This window comes from Marinospirillum celere (assembly GCF_900112235.1).
Classification (GTDB): Bacteria; Pseudomonadota; Gammaproteobacteria; order Pseudomonadales; family Halomonadaceae; genus Marinospirillum; species Marinospirillum celere.
Window position 1 is genome coordinate 707,373 of sequence record NZ_FOLH01000001.1, and the last position, 25,460, is coordinate 732,832.

Annotated in this window: 24 protein-coding genes, 1 tRNA gene and 1 pseudogene; 14 read left to right on the forward strand and 12 right to left on the reverse strand. The window is 50.4% G+C overall.

Going from position 1 to position 25,460, the window contains the following annotated elements; translation table 11 throughout:
- Position 1 precedes the first annotated feature (1 nt).
- Entirely contained in the window at positions 2-553 is a 552-nt protein-coding gene (locus tag BM185_RS03305; protein WP_245751663.1) for a DUF3833 domain-containing protein, read from the reverse strand.
- Positions 554-676: 123 nt separating this feature from the next.
- Between BM185_RS03305 and BM185_RS03310 the strand changes: the two genes are divergently transcribed.
- The 3 genes from BM185_RS03310 (at position 677) to BM185_RS03320 (ending at position 3,476) form a co-directional block, all read left to right on the forward strand.
- Positions 677-1,852 (forward strand): DUF3095 domain-containing protein, encoded by a 1,176-nt coding sequence (locus BM185_RS03310; RefSeq protein ID WP_177203456.1) that lies wholly within the window; start codon positions 677-679, stop codon positions 1,850-1,852.
- Positions 1,853-1,910: 58 nt separating this feature from the next.
- A complete protein-coding gene (locus BM185_RS03315; protein WP_091959217.1) occupies positions 1,911-2,903 on the forward strand; it encodes a sensor domain-containing diguanylate cyclase in 993 nt (330 codons plus the stop codon).
- 285 nt (positions 2,904-3,188) lie between these two features.
- A complete protein-coding gene (locus tag BM185_RS03320; RefSeq protein WP_218149364.1) occupies positions 3,189-3,476 on the forward strand; it encodes a helix-turn-helix domain-containing protein in 288 nt (95 codons plus the stop codon).
- Here the strand turns inward: BM185_RS03320 and BM185_RS03325 are convergent.
- The gene (locus BM185_RS03325) at positions 3,459-3,713 is read right to left on the reverse strand and encodes a hypothetical protein (RefSeq protein ID WP_245751690.1); all 255 of its coding nucleotides are present in this window, start codon (positions 3,711-3,713) and stop codon (positions 3,459-3,461) included. The two genes, BM185_RS03320 and BM185_RS03325, sit on opposite strands and share 18 nt — an antisense overlap.
- Before the next feature lie 14 nt (positions 3,714-3,727).
- On the opposite strand from BM185_RS03325, the pseudogene BM185_RS15010 reads away from it, so the two are divergent.
- From BM185_RS15010 to BM185_RS03380, 11 genes and pseudogenes are all read left to right on the forward strand, one after another.
- Positions 3,728-3,907: pseudogene (locus BM185_RS15010) on the forward strand (transposase); the annotation flags it as partial.
- 209 nt (positions 3,908-4,116) lie between these two features.
- Positions 4,117-4,383 (forward strand): caspase family protein, encoded by a 267-nt coding sequence (locus BM185_RS03335; protein ID WP_177203457.1) that lies wholly within the window; start codon positions 4,117-4,119, stop codon positions 4,381-4,383.
- Entirely contained in the window at positions 4,380-5,231 is an 852-nt protein-coding gene (locus BM185_RS03340; protein ID WP_091959226.1) for a DUF429 domain-containing protein, read from the forward strand. Before BM185_RS03335 ends, BM185_RS03340 begins: the two co-directional genes overlap by 4 nt.
- A gap of 95 nt (positions 5,232-5,326) precedes the next feature.
- A complete protein-coding gene (locus tag BM185_RS14920; protein ID WP_218149366.1) occupies positions 5,327-5,674 on the forward strand; it encodes an HNH endonuclease in 348 nt (115 codons plus the stop codon).
- Positions 5,675-5,808: 134 nt separating this feature from the next.
- Entirely contained in the window at positions 5,809-7,536 is a 1,728-nt protein-coding gene (locus BM185_RS03350; protein WP_245751664.1) for a class I SAM-dependent DNA methyltransferase, read from the forward strand.
- Positions 7,526-8,566, forward strand: a complete 1,041-nt coding sequence (locus BM185_RS03355; RefSeq protein WP_091959229.1) for an ATP-binding protein — start codon at positions 7,526-7,528, stop codon at positions 8,564-8,566. Before BM185_RS03350 ends, BM185_RS03355 begins: the two co-directional genes overlap by 11 nt.
- 90 nt (positions 8,567-8,656) lie before the next feature.
- Positions 8,657-10,129: a restriction endonuclease subunit S gene (locus BM185_RS03360; protein WP_091959232.1), complete on the forward strand. Its 1,473-nt coding sequence runs from the start codon at positions 8,657-8,659 to the stop codon at positions 10,127-10,129.
- Positions 10,122-11,297 (forward strand): DUF4268 domain-containing protein, encoded by a 1,176-nt coding sequence (locus BM185_RS03365; protein WP_091959235.1) that lies wholly within the window; start codon positions 10,122-10,124, stop codon positions 11,295-11,297. The genes BM185_RS03360 and BM185_RS03365 overlap by 8 nt, the downstream gene beginning before the upstream one ends.
- Positions 11,298-11,338: 41 nt before the next feature.
- The gene (locus BM185_RS03370) at positions 11,339-12,337 is read left to right on the forward strand and encodes a virulence RhuM family protein/type II toxin-antitoxin system death-on-curing family toxin (protein WP_091959238.1); all 999 of its coding nucleotides are present in this window, start codon (positions 11,339-11,341) and stop codon (positions 12,335-12,337) included.
- Positions 12,338-12,346: 9 nt separating this feature from the next.
- Positions 12,347-15,502: a type I restriction endonuclease subunit R gene (locus tag BM185_RS03375; RefSeq protein WP_091959241.1), complete on the forward strand. Its 3,156-nt coding sequence runs from the start codon at positions 12,347-12,349 to the stop codon at positions 15,500-15,502.
- 18 nt (positions 15,503-15,520) lie between these two features.
- Positions 15,521-15,754, forward strand: a complete 234-nt coding sequence (locus BM185_RS03380; protein WP_091959244.1) for a hypothetical protein — start codon at positions 15,521-15,523, stop codon at positions 15,752-15,754.
- 296 nt (positions 15,755-16,050) lie between these two features.
- Here BM185_RS03380 and BM185_RS03385 read toward each other — a convergent pair.
- The 10 genes from BM185_RS03385 to purM all read right to left on the reverse strand — a co-directional run bounded on the left by BM185_RS03385 (position 16,051) and on the right by purM (position 25,325).
- Positions 16,051-16,127, reverse strand: a tRNA-Pro gene (locus BM185_RS03385).
- 123 nt (positions 16,128-16,250) lie between these two features.
- Entirely contained in the window at positions 16,251-16,544 is a 294-nt protein-coding gene (gene ihfA, locus BM185_RS03390) for an integration host factor subunit alpha (RefSeq protein WP_091959246.1), read from the reverse strand.
- Between the two features lie 79 nt (positions 16,545-16,623).
- Entirely contained in the window at positions 16,624-19,014 is a 2,391-nt protein-coding gene (pheT, locus tag BM185_RS03395) for a phenylalanine--tRNA ligase subunit beta (RefSeq protein ID WP_091959248.1), read from the reverse strand.
- A gap of 35 nt (positions 19,015-19,049) precedes the next feature.
- Entirely contained in the window at positions 19,050-20,042 is a 993-nt protein-coding gene (pheS, locus tag BM185_RS03400) for a phenylalanine--tRNA ligase subunit alpha (RefSeq protein WP_091959251.1), read from the reverse strand.
- Positions 20,043-20,157: 115 nt separating this feature from the next.
- Positions 20,158-20,514 (reverse strand): 50S ribosomal protein L20, encoded by a 357-nt coding sequence (rplT, locus tag BM185_RS03405; protein WP_072326259.1) that lies wholly within the window; start codon positions 20,512-20,514, stop codon positions 20,158-20,160.
- Between the two features lie 37 nt (positions 20,515-20,551).
- Positions 20,552-20,746, reverse strand: a complete 195-nt coding sequence (gene rpmI, locus BM185_RS03410) for a 50S ribosomal protein L35 (RefSeq protein WP_091959255.1) — start codon at positions 20,744-20,746, stop codon at positions 20,552-20,554.
- Between the two features lie 138 nt (positions 20,747-20,884).
- On the reverse strand, positions 20,885-21,463 hold the full coding sequence (gene infC / locus BM185_RS03415) for a translation initiation factor IF-3 (protein WP_425434187.1): 579 nt from the start codon (positions 21,461-21,463) through the stop codon (positions 20,885-20,887).
- A gap of 32 nt (positions 21,464-21,495) precedes the next feature.
- Positions 21,496-23,409 (reverse strand): threonine--tRNA ligase, encoded by a 1,914-nt coding sequence (gene thrS / locus BM185_RS03420; RefSeq protein WP_091959258.1) that lies wholly within the window; start codon positions 23,407-23,409, stop codon positions 21,496-21,498.
- Positions 23,410-23,592: 183 nt separating this feature from the next.
- The gene (purN, locus tag BM185_RS03425) at positions 23,593-24,270 is read right to left on the reverse strand and encodes a phosphoribosylglycinamide formyltransferase (protein WP_091959260.1); all 678 of its coding nucleotides are present in this window, start codon (positions 24,268-24,270) and stop codon (positions 23,593-23,595) included.
- Positions 24,267-25,325: a phosphoribosylformylglycinamidine cyclo-ligase gene (gene purM / locus BM185_RS03430; protein WP_091959263.1), complete on the reverse strand. Its 1,059-nt coding sequence runs from the start codon at positions 25,323-25,325 to the stop codon at positions 24,267-24,269. Before purM ends, purN begins: the two co-directional genes overlap by 4 nt.
- Between the last annotated feature and the right edge of the window lie 135 nt (positions 25,326-25,460).

A 25,460-nucleotide genomic window follows, 5' to 3' on the forward strand; every position in this document is an offset into this window, starting at 1 on the left:
CTCAGTCAAGCGGCTGTTTAGTAAAGGTTAGCGTAACATGGCCCAAAGTGATGCCCCATTTGCTCATCCGGGTTCTATTGAACACCACCTGGTTTTCTTGCTTGTACATCCAGTCATCCATAGTAAAAACCCATTCTCTTTCACCTATGGGAACTTGCAGGCGGTACTTCATGTGAAAGGCATTACCGTAATTGCAGGCAGTAGCTTCACCAACAACATCACCGGCAGTTCCTGTGTAGCAGTTCTCATCCTTGGGCGTCAGGCGCCAGATGCGTTTTTCTTCAGTGCCATCTGAATAAACAAAGTCTTCATCCAGAACCAGGGTATCGCCATCCATATAACCCTCAATATACACGGTAAACTGGCGTGTTATTTTGCCAGAGTAATCCTGCACCATGCCCCAGCCCCAGGTTTCACCGAGGAAGTAGCTTTCTATCTTAAATTCAGGCTCCTGGCCTTCAAAGTCTTTGATTTTGACACTGCCGCAGGCTGCCAACAGGAAACTAATCAAGAGCACTAGAAGGCCTTGGGCAAAGCGTTTTGACATCAGCATGATCGGCTTCCTCAATAATTTCTATACCAACTCGATACAAAGAGTATACACAAGAATTTTTAGTCTGGTAAATTTAATCGAGTAATGTTAAAAATCAGACTTGCCCACCACTGGAGATCCCGCTTGAACCCTGGAAAGCATGACCATTTCTTTGAAGATCTACCTCCTCTGGCCCAGTTTTCTGAGGTGCTGCTGATCGATAACTATCAAGAGCTACCGGATGACTGGTGGGTGGTCGTTACAGATGTTCAGGGCTCAACTAAGGCAATCGAAGAGGGGCGCTACCGGGAAATCAACTCTTTGGGAGGCTGCACGGTCGCGGCTATGCTAAATGCGGTCAAACCCATGGCCATTCCCTATGTTTTTGGTGGTGATGGAGCCAGCTTTTGTATTCCACCCGGTTATCTGGAACCAGTGCGTAAAGCCTTGCAGGGCTGCAAGGAACTAGCCAGTGAGCACTTTAATTTAAACCTGCGTACGGGTTTATTGCCCTATTCTGAAATCAGCAAAAAAGCACCTCTTCTGGTGTGTCGCTTTAGTAAATCAAAAGACCTTCAGCAGGCTATTTTTGCCGGAGACGGCATGCAAGAGGCTGACCGCCTGGTTAAACAGGATAACCGTTGGGAGGTGTCTTATGATAAAGCCACGGCCGCTGCTGACTTTTCTGGTTTTGAGTGTCGCTGGCAACAAATACCCAGCCCGCGAGAAGTCACTGTCAGCCTTCTTGTTCAGGTGCGTTCATCCAGTCTTGCAGAAGAAATGAAACTCTACCAGGAGCTTCTGGCTAAAATGCAGGAAATCCTGGGGACCGATGACCTGCAACAGCCCTTGACTGCCAAGGGTATGAGGCTTTCTTTTAGCAGTAATAAGCTGGCTGCTGAATCCCGTGTCAAAAGCTACATGAACCCTGAATCAACGCACCGAAAACAGTTATGGAAACTGCGTTTTTTAAACTTTCTAGGTCTCATTTTAATGGGACTCAATTTACGAACAGGCAAGGCCGAGTGGGGACGGTACAAGCAGGATGCCGTGGTCAGCTCGGATTACCGTAAATTTGACGGTGTTTTTCGCAGTGTTTTCGCTGCAGATACAAAAGATTTGGATAGCTTCACCGAATGGCTTGACCAACAACAGGCTGCAAGTAAACTAAACTATGGAATACATGTTAGTAAGGCAGCCCAGTTAACCTGCGTAGTCAGTGAAACCGGGGTGAAACACATCCACTTCGTTGATGGCTGCGATGGTGGTTATGCCTTAGCTGCCAGGGAATTGAAGCAGAAAATAATAGAGAAGCTTTAAATTTTAATTTACATTAGAGCTTTAAAATGTGCTTTTTGATAAAAGACATGGGGGTTGCATGAGTTCTTCCTTCCTTGAGGCGACCCAGACCACCTTACAAAGCCTGAAGTTACTTTGGCAGCATTCACCCGATACGATGTTCGTCATTGAGAAACGACAGCAGCGTTACTACCTAATTGACTTTAACCCAGCACAAGAGCGTGCATTCCGCGACCAACTCTGTCCTGGGCTTGCACTTGATGAAATCCTGCCTAAAGAAATGTGGCAAGCAATACAAGAGCGTTACGACAAGTGTCTCAAAACACGCCAGCCAATGAGTTACGAAGAAAAGGGATTTGGAGAAAACTACTGGTCAACCCTGCTGGTTCCGCTGGTTGATGAAAAGGGCACAGCTGAATATATAGCAGGAGTTTCCCGAAATATCAGTGACCTCAAGAAAACCGAACAGCTTTTGCGTGAAGAGATGCAGCGTGCCGAATCTTTGAATACTCAGTATGAAAAGCTCAATGCTGAGCTTGAAAGTAAAGTATTAGAACGTACCCAAGCTTTAGAGGAGCTGGCAGTCACTGATCGGCTAACAGGCTTATTCAATCGTCACAAACTGGACCGTGAACTGGCTGATGAAATCAAAAGAGCGGAACGCTACTCACGGCCTTTTGGATTGATTCTGCTCGATATTGATAACTTTAAGCTGATCAACGACACCTATGGGCACCTGGCAGGTGATCAAGTACTGGTCTTAATTGCCTCGGTACTTCAAAGCAATACTCGAACAACCGATGTGCTGGGGCGCTGGGGAGGGGAGGAGTTTCTGGTTTTGTGTACAGAAAGCAACCTGGAAGGATTGCTTCATTTTGCTAAAAAGCTTAGATGTGTTCTTGCAAATCAAACCATGCCCTTTGGAGGTTCACTAACTGCAAGCTTGGGTGTTGCCCTATACAAAAAGGGGGACAGTGCCGAGCAGCTAGTCAGTAGAGCAGACAGAGCACTCTACCATGCGAAAAGCAATGGGCGTAATTGTGTAGAACACCTAGACCAGGGTTTCGTCTAAAAGCAGCCAGTCCAACTTGCAGGCCAAAAGCATGTTTGATAAAAAGAACTAAAGGATAACCCCACCTCCGCAGGATGCGCGTCGAAAATGGCCTCATTCCCTGGGGCGGTAGCGTGAAAGCCGCAGAGAAGTCCCAAAAGAGCAATCGACTCAATGGTTTGCTACTTTCCTAGTAGCATGCCTTGAGTGATCCATTTGATTACCCTGTATCCTGTTTATTAAAAGCTGATACAAATGCGCTTGCTAAGCTAGTTAGCATTCTTGCTCATGCCGCTTTGGAGGTAAATGATGACTAGTGCATATGAGAGCATTGCTCAAGGCTTACAGAAAGCGATTGAGCTAAATCAGGGAGGGGAAGTTGCTGCAAGAACGCATCGTCCTGAGCCAGTTAATGTGGCTGAGATTCGAAAAAACTTAGGTATGACGCAAATGGAGTTTGCTTCAAAGTTTTGTATTAGTGTTGCGACTTTAAGGCACTGGGAGCGTGGTGATCGAACACCACATGGGCCTGCCCTTGCCTTATTGCATGTGGTTGCAAAAGAGCCTCAGGCTGTATTAAGGGCGTTGGGTTAATCGGGCTTTCTTCAGATATTCATCCGATAATGCTTGGTTGATCTCCGGTGTTTTGGAGCTGAGCCAGGGGCCTTTGCTGGTGATCCCACAGGCAACGGCAGCCTGCACTCGAACCCCCAGTCTGATTAAGTTTCTTACCTTGGTGCGGGGTTTCCGCCATTGCCGCCAGTAGGCCATACGGACTCGTCGACGCACCCTGTGATCAAGTTCGTAACACTCTTGATAACAGTTGGCAATGCCAAAGTAAGTATAAGCAGATCTACGGACATAGAATGTCTGTTGTTGGGTCTATATTCGGCAATATCGGTACCAACAAACGACTGAACCGATTCAGCTTGAGAAGCAAAGCCAAGATTCAAGACCAATGGCAGCTCTATTGCCTGACCCATAACATTGAAAAGCTCGCCCACTATGGCAAGCTGGTCCAATAAAGTGGGAGAACTGGGGAGGGCAGTAAGCCCCACAACTACTGGCTTACAGAAGCCAAGGCCTAAAAGGCAATAAACAGAGAATTACAAGATTTTTCCGATAAAAACCGGCAACTGAAAAATGAATAACAGAGAATGAGTTGTTGGTAAACAAAGCTGATTGGAAAGATGTTTTTCTACAAGCTAGTTAGAGCATTCAAGGAATAAATTCAGTGCGTGATTTGAAATTTATACTTCAACCAAAGTATGAGGCTAGTAGAGCATTAGTTGTTGGGATAAACCAATATAAGAATGCTTCGCCTTTAGGTTATGCAGTAAACGATGCTCACGAAGTGAGCGAGCTTCTTGTAGAGGAGCTTGGAGTCGAGAAGGGTAATGTCACATACCTTGCAGACCAAGAAGCAACAAAGTCCAACATACTTAAATCATTTCTACGTTTTTCAAACGACGATGTAAAAGTGTTAGCAAAGCATATATGAAAACTTTACTTGTTGGCTTTGACTCTGCTTGGACACCATCTAATTCCGGTGCACTTGTGGGAATTCTCAGCTCTGATGATGGAACTTATCAAGAATTAGGCTTGCCCCAGGCAGTCAATTACAGCGATGCAACAGACACGATTACTCAGTGGCAGTCGCAATACAAACCCCAGGCAACACTGGTAATGCTTGATCAGCCCACGATTGTAAAGAACCCTTCTGGTCAAAGACCTGTAGAGAACCTGGTAGCCTCACCAGTGAGTCGGCGTTATGGTGGCGTCCAGCCTGCAAACACAGGAAAAGCCGAAATGTTCGGTCAGGATGCGCCAATCTGGGCCTTTTTAAATAAATTTGGGGGTCCTGCTAATCCTCTTATAGTTTTGGAGGGTACATGGGTCATTGAGACCTACCCAGTGCTTGCCATGATAGCACTGGGCTGGACACTCCCTGATTCAGTTCGGTCAACTGGTAAGCTGCCCAAATATAACCCTGAAAGAAGAAAAACCTTTTCAATTTCTGACTGGCAGCATGTTTGTAACCTTTTATCGAAAGAGATTGGCACTCGCAACCTTCCGAAGATCACTGCTTGGCTTGAGCAGGCAGCTCAAAATAAGCCTCGTAAAAACGATCAAGACTGTCTAGATGCCTGCATTTGTTTGCTTGTTGCCTTTAACCTGATAGAAGCAAGGCGGTGTTTAATGATCGGAGATATGGATAGCGGCTACATCGTTGCACCTTACGGCAAGTCTCTGTCGAAGGAGCTGGAAGCTCGCGCAATCAAGACAAAACGAGTTCCTGCTGAGTGGGTTAAGCCCTTCTATTTGTCAGTACCGAAAAAATTAAGCTAGATTAATTTGCCCATCAGCCTACGCTGCGACACAAAATGACGCCAGCAGCACTTAAAATGATAAGGTTTTAGTCACCACCAAATGGAGTTTAATGGATGTTCAGCGAAGCGGATGAGAAGCTGATTGCTTTCTTCATTGGTCAGCCTGATAAAGAGGCCACTGCAACACAGGTCCAGGCTGCTCTGGGGTACACCAACATAGGAGCGGTCAATCTTCACGTAGTTAGAATCGCTAACAACCTGGCAGCTTTTGTTCGCTATACGCCTGAAGAACGCGAAAATGGTCAAGCCTGTGGGACACCAGCACCCTTCAACCGAAAATCAGATGGCACACCCTACCTTGAAGTACACCATAAAACACCTCTGGCTCTTGGTGGCGAAGATACTGTAGAAAATGCCATCGCCTTATGCCCCAATTGTCACAGAAAGGCGCATTATGGTTGATTCAAAAGGGCTTACAGCAAAGACTGGTGCAGGGGGCGGATCTTTGACCCCACACCCCCGCAGGGCTAAACTCGCTCGTTCTTTACGGTCAACCAATGATGGACATTCAACGCCTAAGTCAGGAGACAACCCAGGTGAGCAAAACCGCCTCTGAACTGGAAACCCAATTTTTAAAAGAGCTGGACGACAAGCTCTGGAAAGCCGCCGATAAACTTCGCGCCAACCTGGATGCAGCCAACTACAAGCATGTGGTGCTGGGCCTGATCTTTCTCAAGTATGTGTCTGATGCCTTTGAAGAACGCCAGGATGAACTACTGGAACTCTTCAAAACTGCCAGTGATGACAACATCTACCACCTGCCGCGTGAAGACTTTGACAGCGACGAAGACTACCAGCAGGCACTGAATGATGAGCTGGAACTGCTGGATTATTACCGTGAAGCCAACGTCTTCTGGGTGCCCAAGGCTGCCCGCTGGAACACCCTGAAAGAAAAAGCGGTGCTGCCGCTGGGTTCGGTGCTTTGGCAGGATGATGCTGGTAACGAGGTGAAACTGCGTTCAGTGTCCTGGCTGATTGACAATGCGCTGGAAGAAATCGAAAAGAGCAATGCCAAGCTGAAGGGTATTTTGAACCGCATCAGCCAGTACCAGTTGGACAACGACAAGCTGCTTGGCCTGATCAATACCTTCTCGGACACCTCCTTCACCAAGCCGGTGTATGGTGGCGAAAGGCTCCAACTCCACAGCAAGGACATTCTGGGCCACGTCTACGAATACTTTCTGGGTCAGTTTGCCCTGGCCGAAGGCAAGCAGGGCGGCCAGTATTACACCCCCAAAAGCATCGTTACCCTGATTGTAGAAATGCTGCAGCCCTATTCGGGTCGCGTGTATGACCCAGCCATGGGCTCAGGCGGCTTTTTTGTCTCCAGCGACAAGTTCATCGAAGAACACGCCAAAGAGCAGCACTACGACGCCAGTGAGCAGAAAAAGCACATCTCGGTGTATGGGCAGGAATCCAACCCCACCACCTGGAAGCTGGCCGCCATGAACATGGCCATTCGCGGCATCGACTTCAACTTCGGCAAGAAAAACGCTGACACCTTTCTGGATGACCAGCACCCCGACCTGCGCGCTGATTTTGTGATGGCCAACCCGCCCTTCAACATCAAGGACTGGTGGCATGAATCTCTGGCTGAAGATGTGCGCTGGCAGTACGGCACTCCACCCAAGGGCAATGCCAACTTTGGCTGGATGCAACACATGATTCACCACCTGGCCCCTACGGGTAGCATGGCGCTGCTGCTGGCCAACGGCTCCATGAGTTCCAACACCAACAACGAAGGCGACATTCGTAAGCGCCTAATCGAAGAAGACCTGGTGGAGTGCATGGTGGCCCTGCCAGGGCAGTTGTTCACCAACACCCAGATACCCGCCTGCATTTGGTTTTTAACCAAGGACAAGGCCAACGGCAGGGTGCGTAATGAGAAAAAACGCGACCGCCGCACAGAATTTCTGTTTATTGATGCACGCAACCTGGGCTATATGCGCGACCGCGTACTGCGGGATTTCACCAGCGAAGACATCGCCAAAATCACCGACACCTTCCACGCCTGGCAACAAGGCGAAAATTACGAAGACATCCCCGGCTTCTGCAAATCCGCCAGTCTGGAAGAGATCCAGAAGCATGACTTTGTGCTCACCCCAGGCCGCTATGTGGGTGCTCAGGAACAGGAAGACGACGGCGAACCCTTTGCCGAAAAAATGGCACGCCTGACCAGCCAACTCAGCCAACAGTTTGCTGAAAGCGACCGGTTGGAAGCGGAAATCAAAAAGAACCTAGCAGGCTTGGGTTATGGCCTCTGAACAACACCCACTCTGGGCTGAAATTCAGCAGGGTGAAGGTAAAGCCCTGGAACGCCAACGCCTGCTGCAAAGTTATGACGAACAAATCGCCTGGGAAACAGAGCTCAACAGCCTGGATCTTGCGCCACTGCAACAGGCATTTGCGCAGCGAGGCAAGCCGCTGGATCTGGCACGGATGAAAAGCCTGAAACTGATTCGGGAAGAACAAGGGAAGGATCACCCAACCCATGGCTTGATGATTTTGCTCGGCTTGTATGAGCAGGTGGAAATTAAATGCAGCCGCTTCAAGGGCACCAGCATGGCGGTGTTTCTGGACAAGAAGGAATACCAGGGCGACCTCTTCAGCCAACTGGCACAAACCGAAGCCTTCATTAAAAACCACCTGCACCTGAAAGCGGAAATCCTCGGCCTGCAACGCACTGAAAGCTACGAAATCCCCATTCCCGCCATTCGTGAAGCCCTGATCAATGCCGTGGTGCATCGGGATTACAGCAACGCTGGAAGAGACATCAAAGTCGGTATCTATGATGATGTGCTGAATATCGTCTCTCCTGGGGGGCTACCGCATGGTTTGACCCTGAATGAAGTCCTGAAAGGCCGCTCGGAAATCCGCAACAAGGTCATCGCCCGCGTGTTTAAAGAACTGGGCTATATCGAACAATGGGGCAGTGGCATGAGCCGTATCCATGAGCTCTGCCAAGAAGCAGACAACCCCGCACCGGCATTCAGTGAAAGCGGGGATTTTATCGATATCGAGTTTCACCGAACTGAGGTGGTCGAAAGTGGTGTAATGGGTGGCTCAGTAGGTGGTGCAATAGGTGGTGAAGTGGTGGTGCAATCCGAGCTGACTGAACGCCAGCAAGCCGTGCTGCAACTGATCATTGAAAACCCGCGCAAATCCCATCGTGAGATTGCGGAGGCTTTAAATATCAACGCCTCAGCGGTACAAAAACACCTCGACAAACTGAAAGAAGCCGGAGCCATTGAGCGAATTGGCGGCACACGGGGCTATTGGAAGGTGAAAGTATGAGAAAGAATCATGCAATAGGGTTGGCCGAACAGTTTCCCAAGAGTATCCGACTGGGGGCTGATATTAAGGAGTATCTGGGAGGTCTGGGGTATGAATTCTAAGTGGCATAGCTCAAGCTTTGGCGACCTTACAGACTGGTATTCAGGTGGTACTCCATCAAAAAAAGACCCTGATTTCTGGGGTGGTGATATCCCTTGGATCAGCGCATCTTCAATGCATGGAGCAAGGTACTCAACATCTGATTTGCAAATTACATCAAAGGGCTTGAAAGCGGGTTCTCGACTGGCTGCACCTGGTTCGATTCTTCTTCTGGTTAGGGGTAGCACTCTGCACCAGAGAATTCCTGTTGGAATTGCTGTTACCGATGTAGCCTTCAATCAGGATGTTAAAGCTATTAATGTTAAGCCTAATCTCGTCGAGGATCAGGTTATTGATAGTTGGTACTTGTTTTACTGGATAAAGGCAAACACGAATCGCCTTTTATCAATGGTTGAAAGTACAGGTATTGGAGCTGGTAAGCTGGATACAAAACAACTTCAAGGGCTTAGGATCGACTACCCAGAGTGGGATGAACAAAGACGAATAGTTGCTTGCTGTAAATCGCTTGAAGAAAAAGAGATTGTTAACCACCAAATCAACCAAACCCTCGAACAGATGGCGCAGGCGATTTTCAAAAGCTGGTTTGTGGATTTTGAGCCGGTCAAAGCCAAGATGGCCGCGCTGGAAGCCGGTGGTAGTGAGGAAGATGCCCTGCTTGCCGCCATGCAGGTGATATCCGGTAAGCCCGAAGCCGCCCTGCACGAGATGAGCCAGCAAGACCCCGAAGCCTTTTCACAACTGGCACAAACCGCCCGCCTGTTTCCCTCCGCCATGCAAGACAGCGAACTGGGGGAAATACCGGAGGGGTGGGAGGTTCGAAGAACAGAAGACCTTGCAGAAAAAATTGGTATGGGACCATTTGGCTCGAATATAAAGGTTTCAACCTTTGTTGATAGCGGTGTTCCAATAATTAGCGGTCAGCATCTCAAGGAGTTGCTTGTTACTGATGGTGAAAATAATTTCATCACACTTGAGCATGCTGAAAAACTAAAAAACTCAAATGTTTTTCCTGAAGATATTGTCTTTACGCACGCGGGAAATATTGGGCAGGTTTCCCTTATCCCTAAGCAGTCTGCGTACGACAAGTATGTAATATCTCAGCGGCAGTTTTACCTACGTGTCGATAGAAGCAAAGCATCCCCCTACTTTCTTGCTTATTTTTTTAGATCACCACAAGGTCAACACCTGCTGCTTTCAAATGCTTCACAAGTTGGAGTTCCTTCAATTGCTCGCCCTTCATCACACTTGAAGAGTATTGAGTTCGTCACGCCATCCTTCGATCTGATGTGCCAGTTTGAAGCTGTCAGCAAATCAATAATTGAGCAAACTGTTTTGAATCGATTGCAATCACAAAGTTTAAGCATGCTTCGCGACACCCTTCTCCCCAAGCTCCTTTCCGGCGAGCTGTCTGTTGCGGATATCGAAAGCGATATCAACGAATCGCGGGAGGCGGTGGATGTTTAAGATCGACCCAGCTGCCAATCGGATCAACCTGCTGGAGGTAAAGCGTTTTACCGAGCTGGGCTTTTCCGAGCGCAAGCATTTGCAGGAATGGCTGGAGCATTACCCCCAGGCTTTGGCGCAGGGTGAGGGGGATGAGTTGCTGATCATCCAAAAGGAGTTTGATGGCTTTGATGACACCCGCGAGCGGCTGGATCTGCTGGCCATCGACAAGGAAGGTAATCTGGTCATTATTGAAAACAAGCTGGATGACAGTGGCCGGGATGTGATCTGGCAGGCACTGAAATATGCCAGCTATTGCGCCAATCTGAAAAAGCAGCAGGTGGTGGAAATCTTCCAGCGTTACCTGAACCAGAAAGCACAACAAGAGTGCGGGGAGGCCGCACAGGCCGAGAAACTGCTGCTGGATTTCCTGCAAGCCGATGACCTGCAATCCGCCCAGATCAACACACTGAAAAGCCAGCGGCTGATTCTGGTCGCAGCGAAGTATCGCAAGGAAGTCACCAACACAGTGCTCTGGCTCAGTCAGTTTGGTGTCAACTGCCAGTGCTTCAAGGTCACGCCCTATCAGGCGGGCAGTGAGCTGTTCCTGAATGTCGAGCAGATCATTCCCACCCCGGAAGCGACAGACTTTATGATTGGCATGATGGCCAAGGAAGCCGAAGAAAAGAGTGCCAGCCACGAACAGAAAAACCGCCACACCCTGAGACTGGCCTTCTGGGAACAGGCACTGGAAGCGTTTAACCAAAGCCCGTGTACGTTATTTAATAACATCAGCCCCACCAAAGACCACTGGCTGAGTGCAGGCTCGGGTATCAGCGGTATGCCCTATCAGCTGATCTTCGGCAAAAATGAAATTCGTGTCGGGTTAAGTTTGCAAAACAGCCAGGCCGAGGCCAACCGTTTTGTTTTCAGCCGCCTGCAAGCACAGCAGAACAGCATAGAAACAGCTTTTGGCGATGCGTTGGTGTGGTTGCCCCTGCCCGACAAAAAAGCTTGCCGAGTGCAGTATGAACAAACCGTCGATGGCTACAACAAAGCCAACTGGCCGGATATGATTGCCTGGATGGTCGAGAAGATGACGCGACTGGAAAAGGTGCTGAATAGCCCGCTGGATCAGGTGAAAAGCGAGCTCAAAGTGGCGGATCTTGGTAAGGTTGCAGACGACTGAGGCCGCTGCTCTCTCATACATATCAGCAAGGAGGTGACGAGATGACCACTCAACACATTCAGATTTTCACCAGCGCCGATGGCAAAGCCGAATTGCAGGTCGCTCTGGAAAAAGACACGGTCTGGCTGAGCCAGGCGCAGATGGCGGAGTTGTTTGGTACTCAGCGTCCAGCAATCACCAAACACTTAGGCAACATTTACAAGGCTGGTGAGCTGGACGAACAGAGCACCTGTTCCATTTTGGAACACATGGCCGAACATGGTCAGCGCTACCGCACCAAACACTACAACCTGGATGCCATTATCTCAGTTGGCTACCGTGTCAATTCGATGCGTGCCACCCAATTCCGTCAATGGGCAACGGGGGTGCTCAAGCAGCATCTGGTGCAGGGCTACACCTTGAACCAACGCCGCTTGCAGGAAAGGGGCATTGAGTTCGAGCAGGCGGTGAATCTATTAACCCGCACCCTCAGCAATCAACAGCTGGTATCGCCTGAAGGTGAGGCGGTGGCAGCGGTGATCAGTGACTATGCCCGCTCTTGGAGCCTGTTGCAGGGCTATGATGAGCAGCAGTTGGCGGAAATCAGCATTAAACAGTTGGATATGCGGTCGCTGCATCTGAATCAGGCGCTGACAGCGATTGCCGAGCTGAAACTAACCCTGATCAGCAAGGGTGAAGCCACTGAGTTGTTTGGCCAGTTACGCGGCGAGGGATTGGCCTCTGCTCTGGCGACCATTGAACAAGGTTTCGGGGATGAGCTGTTTTATCCCAATGTGGCCAGCCGTGCCGCGCATCTTCTCTATTTTGTGATCAAAAACCACCCCCTCGCTGATGGCAACAAACGCAGTGGCTCCTTTTTGTTTTTGTGGTATCTGCGTTTGAACCAACACCTGCTGGCCAAGCCTGTTGAGCAGCTGATTAATGACAACACTCTGGTCGCACTGGCATTGTTGGTGGCTGAAAGCCTGCCAGACCAAAAAGAATTGATGATTCGCCTGATTGAGCATTTTATTGAGCTGCGGGTGGATTCACCGGAATAAGGATGCCCCATGACTGAAGATCAACTGGAACAACAATGCCTGGCCTGGTTTGCTGAGGATGGCTGGGAAGTCGCCCACGGGCCGGATCTGGCACCGGATGGCCCCACGCCCGAGCGAAGCGATTACCGCCAGGTGCTGTTGCTGGCTGATCTTGAGTCTGCGATTCGGCGTATCAACCCGCATTTACCGGAGAGCGCTGTGGAGCAGGCGGTGGCTTTGGTGCGCAAGCCAGAAAGCCTGGATACTCTGGTCAGTAACCGCGCTTTTCATCGTCTGCTGCTGGCAGGTGTACCGGTTGAATACAAGCGGGATGATGAGATGATCCATGATCGTGCTTTTTTGATCGACTTTTCCCGGCTGGATGCCAACCGTTTTCGAGTGATCAACCAGTTCACCATTCAGGGCAGTAAACAACCCCGCCGCCCCGATGTGATCTGCTTTATCAATGGTCTGCCACTGGCGGTGCTGGAGTTGAAGAGCCCCAGTGTTGAGAAGGCTGATATCTGGGATGCCTTTAATCAGATACAAACCTACAAGGACGAAATCAGCGACCTGTTTGTGTATAACGAGGCGCTGGTGATCAGTGATGGGTACACGGCCAGAGTTGGGTCATTGACCGCCAATGAAGAACGCTTTATGCCCTGGCGGACGATCAAGCATGAAGATGACAAACCACTACTGGAATGGCAGCTGGAAACTCTGGTGCGGGGGTTCTTCAGTCGTGAACTGTTTTTGGATTACATCCGCTACTTTGTGATTTATGAAACGGATGCCGAGCGGCTGATCAAGAAAATCGCTGGCTATCACCAGTTCCATGCCGTGCGTGAAGCCGTGAGAGCCACGGTGATTGCTGCCCAGCCACCACCAGAGCTTTGGCAGGGTGAAAAACGTGCCACCTATGGGGATGAGGTGCTGCCGGGCAGTAAAAAAGCCGGGGTGGTGTGGCATACCCAGGGTTCCGGCAAGAGCATTTCCATGTGCTGTTATGCGGGCAAGCTGCTGCAACAGCCGGAGATGAACAATCCCACCTTGATTGTGGTGACGGATCGCAACGATCTGGATGGCCAGTTGTTTGCCACCTTCAGCGGTGCAAAAGAGCTGCTGAAACAAGATCCAGTGCAAGCTGATGACCGCGACAAGCTGCGAGAGCTGCTGGCCGAGCGGGAGTCTGGCGGTATTATCTTTACCACGGTACAGAAGTTTGCCCTGCTGGAAGACGAAAGTGGCCACCCGATTCTGAACGAGCGCCACAATATCGTGGTGATTTCGGATGAGGCGCACCGAAGCCAGTACGGCCTGAAAGCCACCTTGAAACAGGATGGCACCTACAAGTTTGGTTATGCCAAGCACATGCGCGATGCCGTACCCAATGCGACGTTTATCGGTTTTACCGGCACCCCGATTGCCAGTGAAGACAAGGATACCCGCGCCGTATTTGGCGATTATGTGTCCATCTATGACATTCAGGACGCAGTAGATGATGGTGCCACCGTGCCCATCTATTACGAATCCCGCCTGGCCAAGCTGGATTTGAATCGTGAAATCATTGCGGAGTTATCGGATCAAGTCGAAGAAGTGGTGGAAGATGACGAGGATGTCAGCAGCCGTGAAAAGACCAAGGGGGAGTGGAGCCGCCTGGAAAAACTGGTCGGTGCGACCCCGCGCTTGCAGCAGGTTGCTGCTGATCTGGTTGAGCACTTTGAAACCCGCAATACCAGCATGGATGGCAAGGCGATGATCGTCGGCATGAGCCGTGATATTTGTGCCCAACTGTATAACGAAATCGTTGCCCTGCGCCCTGACTGGCACGAGACTGATCCAGAGAAGGGCGCGATTAAAATTGTGATGACCGGCTCCGCATCTGATAAACCTCTGCTACAGCCGCATATCTACAACAAGCAGACCAAAAAACGGCTGGAAAAACGCTTCAAGGACATCAACGACCCGTTGAAACTGGTGATTGTGCGCGATATGTGGCTCACCGGCTTTGATGCGCCCTGCTGCCATACCCTGTATGTCGACAAGCCCATGAAGGGGCATAACCTGATGCAGGCCATTGCACGGGTGAACCGCGTGTTCAAGAACAAGCCTGGCGGCTTAGTGGTGGATTACATCGGCATTGCCAATGAACTGAAGCAGGCACTGAAAACCTACACCGACTCCAAGGGCAAGGGTGAACCGACGCACAAGGCAGAAGAGGCCTTTGCCATCCTGCTGGAAAAGCTGGATGTGATTCACGGCATGTTTGCAACTGGCCCCAACCCCCAGGGCTTTGATTACAGCGGCTTTGAAGAAAACCCGAACCGTCTGCTGATTCCTGCGGCCAACCACATTCTGGGGCTAGAGGACGGCAAAAAACGCTTTCTGGATACCGTGCTGGCGATGAACAAGGCTTATTCCCTGTGCAGCACCCTGGATGAAGCCCGCGCCTACCACAAGGAAGTCGCCTTTTTATCAGCGGTGAAAGCCGCCATCACCAAAACCACCAGCGTGGATAAAAAGCTGACCCAGGAAGACAAGAACTCCGCTTTGAAGCAAATCCTCGACAATGCGCTGGTCGCTGAAGGCGTGACGGATGTTTTTGCGCTCTGTGGGCTGGATAAACCCAATATTGGTCTGCTTTCGGATGAATTTCTGGAAGATGTACGCCAGATGCCCTACAAAAACTTTGCCGTGGAACTGCTGGAAAAACTCCTAAAAGACGACATCAAATCCAAAACCAGCACCAACCTGGTACAGGAAAAGAAATACGCTGACCGCCTGGAAGCTACCCTGCGCAAGTACAACAACCGAGGCATAGAAACCGCGCAGGTGATTGAAGAGCTGATCCAGATGGCCAAGGACTTTCAGGCCGAACTGGAGCGCGATGCTGCTTTGGGCCTCAACTCAGACGAAGTGGCTTTTTACGACGCCCTGGCCAACAACGAAAGCGCCGTGCGTGAGCTGGGTGATGAAATCCTGAAAAAGATCGCCATAGAAATCACCACCAAACTCCGCGCCTCCACCACCGTGGACTGGCAAGTACGCGAAAGCGTGAGAGCCAAACTGCGCATCCTGGTACGGCGCACCCTGCAAAAATACAAATACCCGCCAGACCAGGCCAAAGAAGCCATAGAGCTGGTACTCAAACAGGCAGAAACCTTGTCGAATGGGTGGAGCCGGTGATTAGGGAAGATTATTCCTTTGAATACAAGCAGCGAAGAAAGTACGCTTGAAACTTTAACTTCTATTGAATGGAAGCAGAGCCTCCAAAAACATTATCTTGCCGTTGACAGCCCTTATGGCCATCAGCCCTTAGAATGGCTAGATGTAACACCTGAAGAGTTAGCTTATGCCATTGGTTTCCCAGAAGTGACTCAGGAAGAGGTGCTCAGTGCATTCATGAGGATTTTTAGTAGGAAAGGGGTTCTTCGATGACAGCCTGAAAGTTGCAGGTTGCGCCTGATCAGCGTGATGGGGTCGAGCGTTTTGATCTTTCATAAATGCGTTTTTTTTGCCCAACTGATATAGCTAAGCTAGTCCATGGGTGCGATAAGTCACGAACTGCAGCGACCTGTGCTTTAAAGCCTCTTGACGGCCACTAAGGACACTATTAGCAAACCCATTTGATACCCTTGAGCCAGGTTTTCGAGAAGGTGGAGCAAAAAGTGGGGCAAAAACGTAGTGCATCAAAAAAGGGCTTACAGCTTGTGGCTGTAAGCCCTTGATTTTGTTGGTCGGAGCGACTGGATTCGAACCAGCGACCCCTTGCACCCCATGCAAGTGCGCTACCAAGCTGCGCCACGCTCCGTCAATTCTTTGCTTCTTCTGGAAGCTATCTTGTGGCTAATTGGGGTTTGCCCTCAAGACGCTGCGCATTATAGGCGCCTTTTAAGGTTTTGAAAACCCCTAAATAACAAAAGTTTAGGTTTTTTTAGCCTTGGTAGTTTTCAACCCGGCTTTTAAGCTTTTGTCCAGCCTTGAAGGTCACTACGCGTCGAGCTGAAATCGGAATTTCCTCTCCGGTTTTGGGATTGCGTCCCGGCCTTTCGCGTTTATCGCGCAGGTCAAAATTCCCAAATCCTGAGATTTTGACCTGCTCGTTTTCTTTAAGGCATTCCCGGATCTCGCTAAAGAAGAGTTCTACCATTTCTTTGGCATCCCTTTTGCTCAGACCCAGGTCTTCGATCAGTTTTTCAGCCATGTCGGCTTTGGTTAAGGCACCCACAGTAATCAGCTCCTTCTTCTTCTGGTTGACAGTTTACTGCCTTGAGCTCAGTAACCAGTTGCAAGGAGCTAGATTCTGATTAGCTCCTTAATTCCGCACCAAAGCCCTGAGAAAAGGCCGTAACTATCTGGTCTACCTGAGCATTTATCTCTTCATCTGTAAGAGTGCGCGAAGGATGCTGCCAGGTCAAGCCCATAGCAAGGCTCTTTTTGCCTTCAGGAACCCCTTTTCCTTGATAAACATCAAAAAGGGTCACTTTTTGCAGCCATTCACCGCCTTGATTCTCTGCTTCCTGCAAAAGTTCACCGACGGCTAGCTGTTCATTAACCAGTAATGCCAAATCCCGGCGCATTTCAGGGAAGCGAGAGAGGCTGGTGAAGCCGGGTACTTGTCCCTGCTGTAGGCTGTCCAAAGTGATTTCAAAGACGAAAGCCTGTCCGCGCAGATCCATTTGTTTGCTCAACTGGGGATGCAGGGCACCGACCCAGCCAACAGGCTGCCAGTGTCCTTGGTCACCCAGACGTAGGATTTGCGCACTCTGACCAGGATGAAGGGCAGGGTGTTGCGCGGCTGAGAATTTCCAGCTAGAGGTGTTGCCACCGAGTTCCAGCAGGGCCTCGACATCACCTTTAATATCATAAAAGTCGACCGGCTCATCCTGGTTGGTCCAGCTTTCAGGGAAGCGAGACCCGCTGATGAGGCCAGCCAGCATGGGCTCCTGGCGTAATCCTTCAGCTGCCTGGATAAAGCGTAAGCCTGATTCAAACAAGCGCACGCGAGGATGCTGACGCTTTTGGTTGTAAGCCAGGGCCTTGGTTAATCCCGGTAAAAGGCTGGTACGCATCACAGAGAGTTCAGCCGAAATCGGATTCGCCAAGGGCAGCGGTGTGTTTTCTGGATCAAAAGCTTGCGAGGCTTTGGGGTCAATAAAGCTGTAGGTGACCGCTTCTTGATAGCCTCTGGCAACCAGGGTTGAGCGCAGTTGACGCAGGGAAACTTCCGCTTCCGGCTTGCTTTGCAGAAAAAGGGCAGCAGTGGGGGCTTTGACGGGCAGGTTGTCATAGCCATAGACCCGGGCCACTTCTTCAATCAGGTCAACTTCCAGGCTGATATCAAAGCGATAGCTGGGCACCTGAACACGCCAGGCTTCACCCTGGTCTTCAACCTTTAATCCCAAACGCGTCAGAATATCGGTGACTTCTGTATCGGGTAGGCGAATGGCCAGCAGCTGTTCAAGACGCTGTTTGCGCAAAATGACATCAGGGCGCTTGGGCAAAAATTCAGGCTCTACCGCTTCAACAACAGGGCCTGGCTGACCGCCGGTTATCTCCAGCAAGAGTTCCGTTGCCCGTTCCATGGCTCTTTCCTGAACCTGGAAATCAACACCTCGTTCGAACCGGTGTGAGGAATCAGTATGTAGGCCATAGTTACGTGCTTTACCAGCAAGAGCCAGAGGATCAAAAAAGGCAACTTCCAGCAGGATATCCTGAGTGGCATCATTACAGCCTGAATGCTCTCCACCCATAATGCCCGCAAGTGCCAGGGCTTTTTGCTGATCAGCAATTACCAGAGTGTCCGAAGTCAGTTCCAGTTCGGAGCCATCCAATAAAACCAGTTTTTCTTGATCTTCTGCTTTGCGAACCCGGATAGCGCCTTCAATCTGACTCAAATCGAAAGCATGCATGGGTTGACCCAGTTCCAACATCACATAGTTGGTGACATCAACAACGGGGTCCAGGCTGCGAATGCCACTGCGGCGAAGTTTTTCTTTCATCCAAACCGGGGTGGCTGCCTTGATATCAACGCCCTTGATAATCCGGCCCAGGTATTTAGGGCAGGCTTGCGGGGCTTCTAGAATGATTTCAGGCTGGTCTTCGATTGTGGCTTCGACTCGCTTGAAAATGGGTTGATTGACACGGACCCGGTTCAAGACACCAACTTCACGTGCCATGCCGGCAATCGAGAGGCAATCTGAACGGTTAGGTGTCAGGTCAACATCAAACAGGGTGTCATTCAGGTTCAGATAAAAGCGCAGATCCTGGCCCAAAGTGGCATCCTCGGGGAGTTCCATGATGCCTTCATGGTTATCGGATAAGCCCAGTTCTTTTTCAGAACTCAGCATGCCTAAGGATTCTACCTGGCGGAGTTTGGCTTTTTTGATTTTAAAGTCGCCGGGAAGAACAGCCCCAACACGGGCAAAAGCGGTTTTCAAACCGGCACGGGCATTGGGTGCACCGCAAACAACGGAATATTCATTTTCGCCATCGCTGACCTGGCAAACCTGAAGCTTGTCAGCGTTGGGGTGGGGTTCGGCAGTGAGGATTTCACCGACTACGACACCACTAAATTCACCGGCGGCTGGCTCACAGCCATCGACTTCCAGGCCGGCCAGAGACAGTTGCATTTCTAGGCCTTCGGTATCCAAAGCTGGATTAACCCATTCACGCAGCCAAAGTTCACTGAATTTCATTATCTATTTATCCTGTCAATTGGTGGGCTAGCGGATCAGCTCAATTGGCCAAGGAATTTGACATCATTGTCAAAGAACAGGCGCAGATCATCAACGCCGTAGCGCAGCATGGCCAAGCGCTCGACACCCATACCGAAAGCAAAACCAGTATATTTTTCCGGATCGATACCGGACATTTCAAAAACCTTGGGATGAACCATGCCGCAACCTAAAACTTCCAGCCAGCGGCCATCACCGCGGTCCACGTCGACTTCAATGGAGGGCTCGGTAAAGGGGAAGTAGGAGGGGCGGAAGCGCACCCTTAGATCCTGTTCAAAGAAAGCGCGCAGGAACTGCTGCAGAATGCCCTTAAGATCGGCAAAGCTGATGTTTTCATCAACCAGCAGGCCTTCAACTTGGTGGAACATGGGTGAATGGGTCATGTCGGAATCACAGCGGTAAACACGACCTGGGCAGATGATGCGGATCGGTGGTTGCTGGTTTTCCATAGTACGAACCTGAACAGGGGAGGTGTGGGTTCGCAGCAGGGTATGGGCATCAAAATAGAAGGTGTCGTGCATTGCACGCGCCGGGTGATGCGCCGGAATATTCAGGGCTTCAAAGTTGTGGTAATCATCTTCAACTTCTGGGCCTTCTTCCACCGAAAAGCCGATGGTCGAGAAAAAATCTTCAATACGCTCTAGAGTTCGCGTGACTGGGTGTAAGCCGCCAGAAGGCTGACTGCGGCCAGGTAGGGTAACATCGACTGCTTCGGATGCCAGGCGAGCATTCATGGCTTCAGCTTCAAGCAACTCTTTACGCTGATTGATCGCTTCCTGAACCTGCTGTTTGGCCTGGTTGATTTTTTCACCCGCCTTGGGCCTTTCTTCAGCGGGGAGCTGGCCCAGACTTTTTAGCTGGCTGGTCAGTTCACCTTTTTTACCGAGATACTGGACGCGAAGTTGGTCCAGAGCCTGGCTATCAGTGGCCTTTTTGAGCTGCTCCAATGCTTGCTGCACCAGGCTTTGCAAGGTGGCATCATTATCCATCTGCACGACTCCAGAATTTTGATGACGAATAAAAAAAGGGGAAGAGCCTTGCCCTTCCCCCGTTATTCAGCAAGCCGCTTGGAAACGGCTGCTGTCAGCGATCGCTGGAAAACTATTAGGCCAGGGCGGCTTTGGATTTCTCAACGATGGCTGCAAAAGTAGCCTGGTCGTGAACAGCGATATCGGCCAGAACCTTACGGTCAATGGCGATGTCAGCTTTTTTCAGGCCGGAAATGAAGCGGCTGTAGGACATGCCGTTGATGCGGGCAGCCGCATTGATACGGGCAATCCACAGCGCACGGAACTGACGCTTACGAACACGGCGGTCACGATAGGCATATTGACCTGCCTTGATGACAGCCTGTTTAGCAACACGAAATACACGGCTGCGGGCACCATAGTAACCCTTGGCCAGCTTCAGAATCTTTTTGTGACGACGACGCGCCTGTACACCACGCTTTACGCGAGCCATTTAACTTACTCCTGACTTATATTGAATTAAAAAAAGCTTAGACGTTGGGCAACATGCGCTTAATCAGCGGCACATCAGAAGCAGCAATTTGCTTCATGCCACGCAATTGACGCTTACGCTTAGGGCTTTTCTTGGTCAGGATGTGGCTGCGGAAGGACTGCTTGTGCTTGAAGCCTTTAGCAGTCGGCTTGAAACGCTTGCGCGCACCACTGTTGGATTTGATTTTAGGCATTACTTTTACTCCACAAGTGCATCTTTAACGATGCGTTGCAAGGGATTGGGCAGGATCCAGGCCCGGAAATTGACCTGTCTGTAAAGCATTAAAACCGGTTGTCGAGCAACCGGCTTGGGCTTTACAAGTGACAGGGGATCACTTTTTCTTGGGTGCCATCATCATGACCATCTGCCTGCCTTCGAGACGAGGGCGGGATTCGATCACCACGGTATCACCCAGTTCTTCTTCAACCCGTTGGAAAAGGCGTAGGCCTATATCCTGGTGCGCCATTTCGCGCCCACGGAATCGAAGCGTCATTTTAACCTTGTCACCGTCTTCAAGGAAGCGTTTCAGATTACGAAATTTAATCTGAAAGTCACCTTCTTCGGTGCCAGGGCGAAACTTGACCTCTTTGATCTGGATCTGTTTCTGCTTTTTCTTCTGGGCATTTTTGGCTTTTTTCTGTTCGAAAACGTACTTGCCATAGTCCATGATCTTGCAGACGATTGGGTCTGCTTCAGAAATCTTAACCAGATCCAGTTCGGCCTCAGCGGCTTTATCCAGGGCTTCCTGGAGGGGAACAACGCCAACTTGCTCGCCGTCTTGATCGATAAGACGAACTTCGTCAGCCTGGATATTCTCGTTGATCGGGGGCAGGTTCTTTTTCGGATCCCGCCCTCTGATTGGATTAGCGCGCTTGATTGCTTTATCTCCATCTTGTTTTAAGTTGATCACAGGGCTGAACCGTTCAGCCCTGCCGACTTGCTTCAGTGTAGACTTGAACCCTGATTGCGCTCAAGTAGTTTGGCCTGAAGATCAGCCAGATCATAAGTACCCAGGTCTTCACCATGCCGTGTTCTCAGAGCAACAGTGCCTGATTCGACTTCCTTATCGCCAACAACAAGCAAATAAGGAACCTTGGCTAGGGTATGCTCCCGGATTTTAAAGCCTATTTTTTCATTTCTCAAGTCGGTTTCGACCCGAACACCGCAAGCATGCAACTTTTGAGCTATTTCTTTGACATAAGGCGCCTGTTTATCAGTGATATTTAGCACCACTGCCTGAACAGGAGCCAGCCAAGGCGGCAGGTCGCCAGCATAATGTTCTATCAGGATACCGATAAAACGCTCAAAGGAACCCAAAATGGCCCGGTGTAGCATCACTGGTGGTTTACGGCTGCCGTCTTCAGAAACAAAATTGGAGCCGAGCCTGCTAGGTAAAACAAAGTCCAGCTGCAGCGTACCACATTGCCAGACGCGGCCTAGGCAATCACGCAGTGAAAATTCAATTTTTGGCCCGTAGAAAGCACCTTCGCCGGGTTGCAGGTCCCAGGTTTTGCCGATTTTGTTCAGGGCATGTTCCAGGGCATGCTCGGCTTTATCCCAAAGCTCATCAGCACCGATCCGGCTTTCGGGGCGGGTAGAGAGCTTCAGTTCCACATCTTCAAAGCCAAAATCCTTGTAGACATCCAGAGTCAGCTGAATAAAGCGGGCGGCTTCTTCTTCCATTTGTTCTTCAGTACAGAAGATGTGCGCATCATCCTGAGTAAAGCCACGTACGCGCATCAGTCCGTGCAAAGAACCAGAAGGCTCGTTGCGGTGGCAGGAGCCAAACTCAGCCATGCGCAGTGGTAGATCGCGGTAGCTTTTCAGGCCCTGGTTGAAAATTTGCAAGTGGCAAGGGCAGTTCATCGGTTTGATGGCATAGTCACGATGCTCAGAAACCGTGGTGAACATATTGCTCTGGTAGTGTTCCCAGTGACCGGACTTTTCCCAAAGCACGCGGTCAACCACCTGAGGGGTGCGCACTTCCTGGTAGCCATTGTTGCGTAGAATGCCACGCATGTAGGTTTCCAGGGTTTGGTAGAGCGTCCAGCCATTGGCATGCCAAAAGACCATGCCTGGGGCTTCATCCTGGATGTGGAAGAGGTCCATGCGCTTGGCCAGTTTGCGGTGGTCGCGCTTTTCAGCTTCTTCCAGGCGGTGCAAATAGGCTTTGAGGTCTTTCTTGTCAGCCCAGCAGGTCCCATAGATCCGCTGCAGCATCTTGTTTTTGGAGTCACCGCGCCAGTAGGCACCGGAAACCCGCATCAATTTGAAAGCTTTGATTTTGCCGGTACTGGGTACATGAGGGCCGCGGCAAAGGTCAGTAAAATCATCCTGCTTATAGAGTGAGAGTTCTTCTTTAGCTGGAATATCACGAATGATTTCAGCTTTGTAGATCTCGCCTTGCTCTTCAAAATAGGGGATGGCCTCTTCACGGCTCATTACAAAGCGCTCAACAGGGATGTCCGCCTTGGCCAGGCGATTCATTTCCTTTTCGATAGCTTCCAGGTCTTCCGGCGTAAAGGCTTCAGGCACATCAAAGTCATAATAAAAACCATCTTCGATGGTCGGACCGATAGTGACCTGAGCTTCAGGGAAGAGCTTTTTGACGGCTTGAGCCATCAAGTGAGCACATGAGTGGCGTAGAATTTCCAGACCATCATCATCCCGGGGAGTCACTATGGCCAGTTCACTGTCATCAGTGAGGGTATAGCTGGTATCGACCAGTTCACCATTGACTTTGCCACCAAGTGCGGCCTTGGCTAAGCCACTACCGATTGATTCGGCAACCTGGTGCACAGTAACTGGGTGATCAAAGGAACGCTGACTTCCATCGGGGAGGGTAATAACAGGCATAATTTTTTCCTGAGCAGTGGTGTCCCTTACGAGAGGACACTTGGTTCAACTGGCTTGCATTCCTTTCTTTTGGTGGCGGCCGCCAAACGAAGGCGACACTTTCCCACCGCAGGCCGGAGGCAAGTTTGTAAAAGTAAAATGATGACAGGCAGCTGGCCGCCTGTCCAGAGAAAGCCACTGTTTTTAGGCGCTTTCCTGGTATAAAACACCTGATTTTGGAAGAGGCTGACCATCCAACTGCGGCTGATCGCCCTGGAGCTGCAAACGCCCCTGAAGAAACCAGCGCACCACAATGGGGTAGAGGAGGTGCTCTTTGACCTGAACACGTCTGGCCAGAGTTTTTTCATCGTCATCCACTTCCACCGGCACCTTGGCCTGAATCACTAAAGGGCCACCATCCAGCTCTTCGGTGACAAAATGAATGCTGACACCATGCTCATTATCACCTGCTTCCAAAGCCCTACGATGAGTATGCAGCCCTTTGTATTTAGGCAACAACGAAGGGTGGATGTTGAGCAGACGACCATGATAGCGCAGTACAAAGGCTGGTGAGAGGATGCGCATGAAGCCTGCCAGCACCAATAAATCCGGCTGGTAATCATCAATCAGGCGAATCAATGCCTGATCATAATCTTCGCGGCTAGTATAAGTGCCAGCTGGTAAAACCTCGGCAGCGACACCGGCCTGGCGCGCTCTTTCCAAACCATAGGCATCGGCCTGATCACTTACCACTGCAACGATTTGACCACCCAGGCCTTCTTCTGATTGCTGAGCATCAAGCAAAGCTTGAAGATTGCTGCCATTACCGGAAATAAGAACAACCAGACGACGCCCTTCAGCAGGCTGGCTGGAATAGATCATTCCTTCAACCCCTTGATTTCAACCTGTTCCTCGCCGGCAGCACGTGTTTCTATGCGCCCCAACTGGAAAACCTGTTCACCTTCAGCTTCCAGCAAGCTCTGAACGCTGGCTGCCTGGTCGGCTGCCACAGCCAAGACCATGCCGATGCCACAGTTGAGGGTGCGGTACATTTCTTTTTCAGGCACCTGACCCACATCCTGCATCCAATCGAAAACAGCTGGACGCTGATAATGAGTCAAATCCAGGTTGGCCTTGCAGTTTTCAGGCAAAACACGAGGAATATTTTCGTAGAGGCCGCCACCGGTAATATGAGACAGGGCGTGAACCCCTTGGTTTTGACCAAGCAGTTTCAGTAGAGGCTTAACATAGATGCGGGTTGGTTCCATCAGCGCCTGAGCCAGAGTCTTGCCATCACTCAGTTGCATATCCAAGGAATCGCCACTGACTTCCAGGAGTTTACGAATCAGCGAGTAGCCGTTGGAGTGGGGGCCAGAGGAGGCTAAACCCAGCAGCAGATCGCCTTCACCGACTTTGCTGCCATCCAGAACTTGCGATTTTTCGACGACACCGACGCAAAAACCGGCCAGATCATAATCATCACCTTCGTACATACCTGGCATTTCGGCTGTTTCGCCACCCACCAGGGCGCAGCCCGCTTGCTCGCAACCAGTGCCTATGCCGGTGACAACATCAGCAGCTACATCAACATTAAGTTTGCCTGTGGCGTAGTAGTCGAGGAAGAAGAGAGGCTCGGCACCACAAACGATCAAATCATTAACACACATGGCAACCAGATCGATACCAATAGTGTCATGCTGGCCTAGATCCATTGCCAAGCGAAGTTTGGTGCCCACGCCATCGGTGCCTGAGACCAGTAGGGGCTCTTTATAACCAGCGGGAAGTTGGCAAAGGGCTCCAAAACCACCCAGGCCACCCATGACCTCGGGGCGACTGGTGCGCTTGGCAACACCTTTAATACGTTCAACTAGGGCATTACCAGCATCGATATCAACGCCAGCATCTTTATAGGTAATCGGTGTTTTGCTACGGCTCATGGAGTGTCCTGCATTGGAAAAATCAGTCGGTAAAAATGGGCAAGGCCAAAAAACTTGCGTATTCTAGCATCCAGATGCTTCAGGCTCCACGAAGATGGGTCGTCTGAGTTAAAATAGTTTGCTTAATCATAAAAC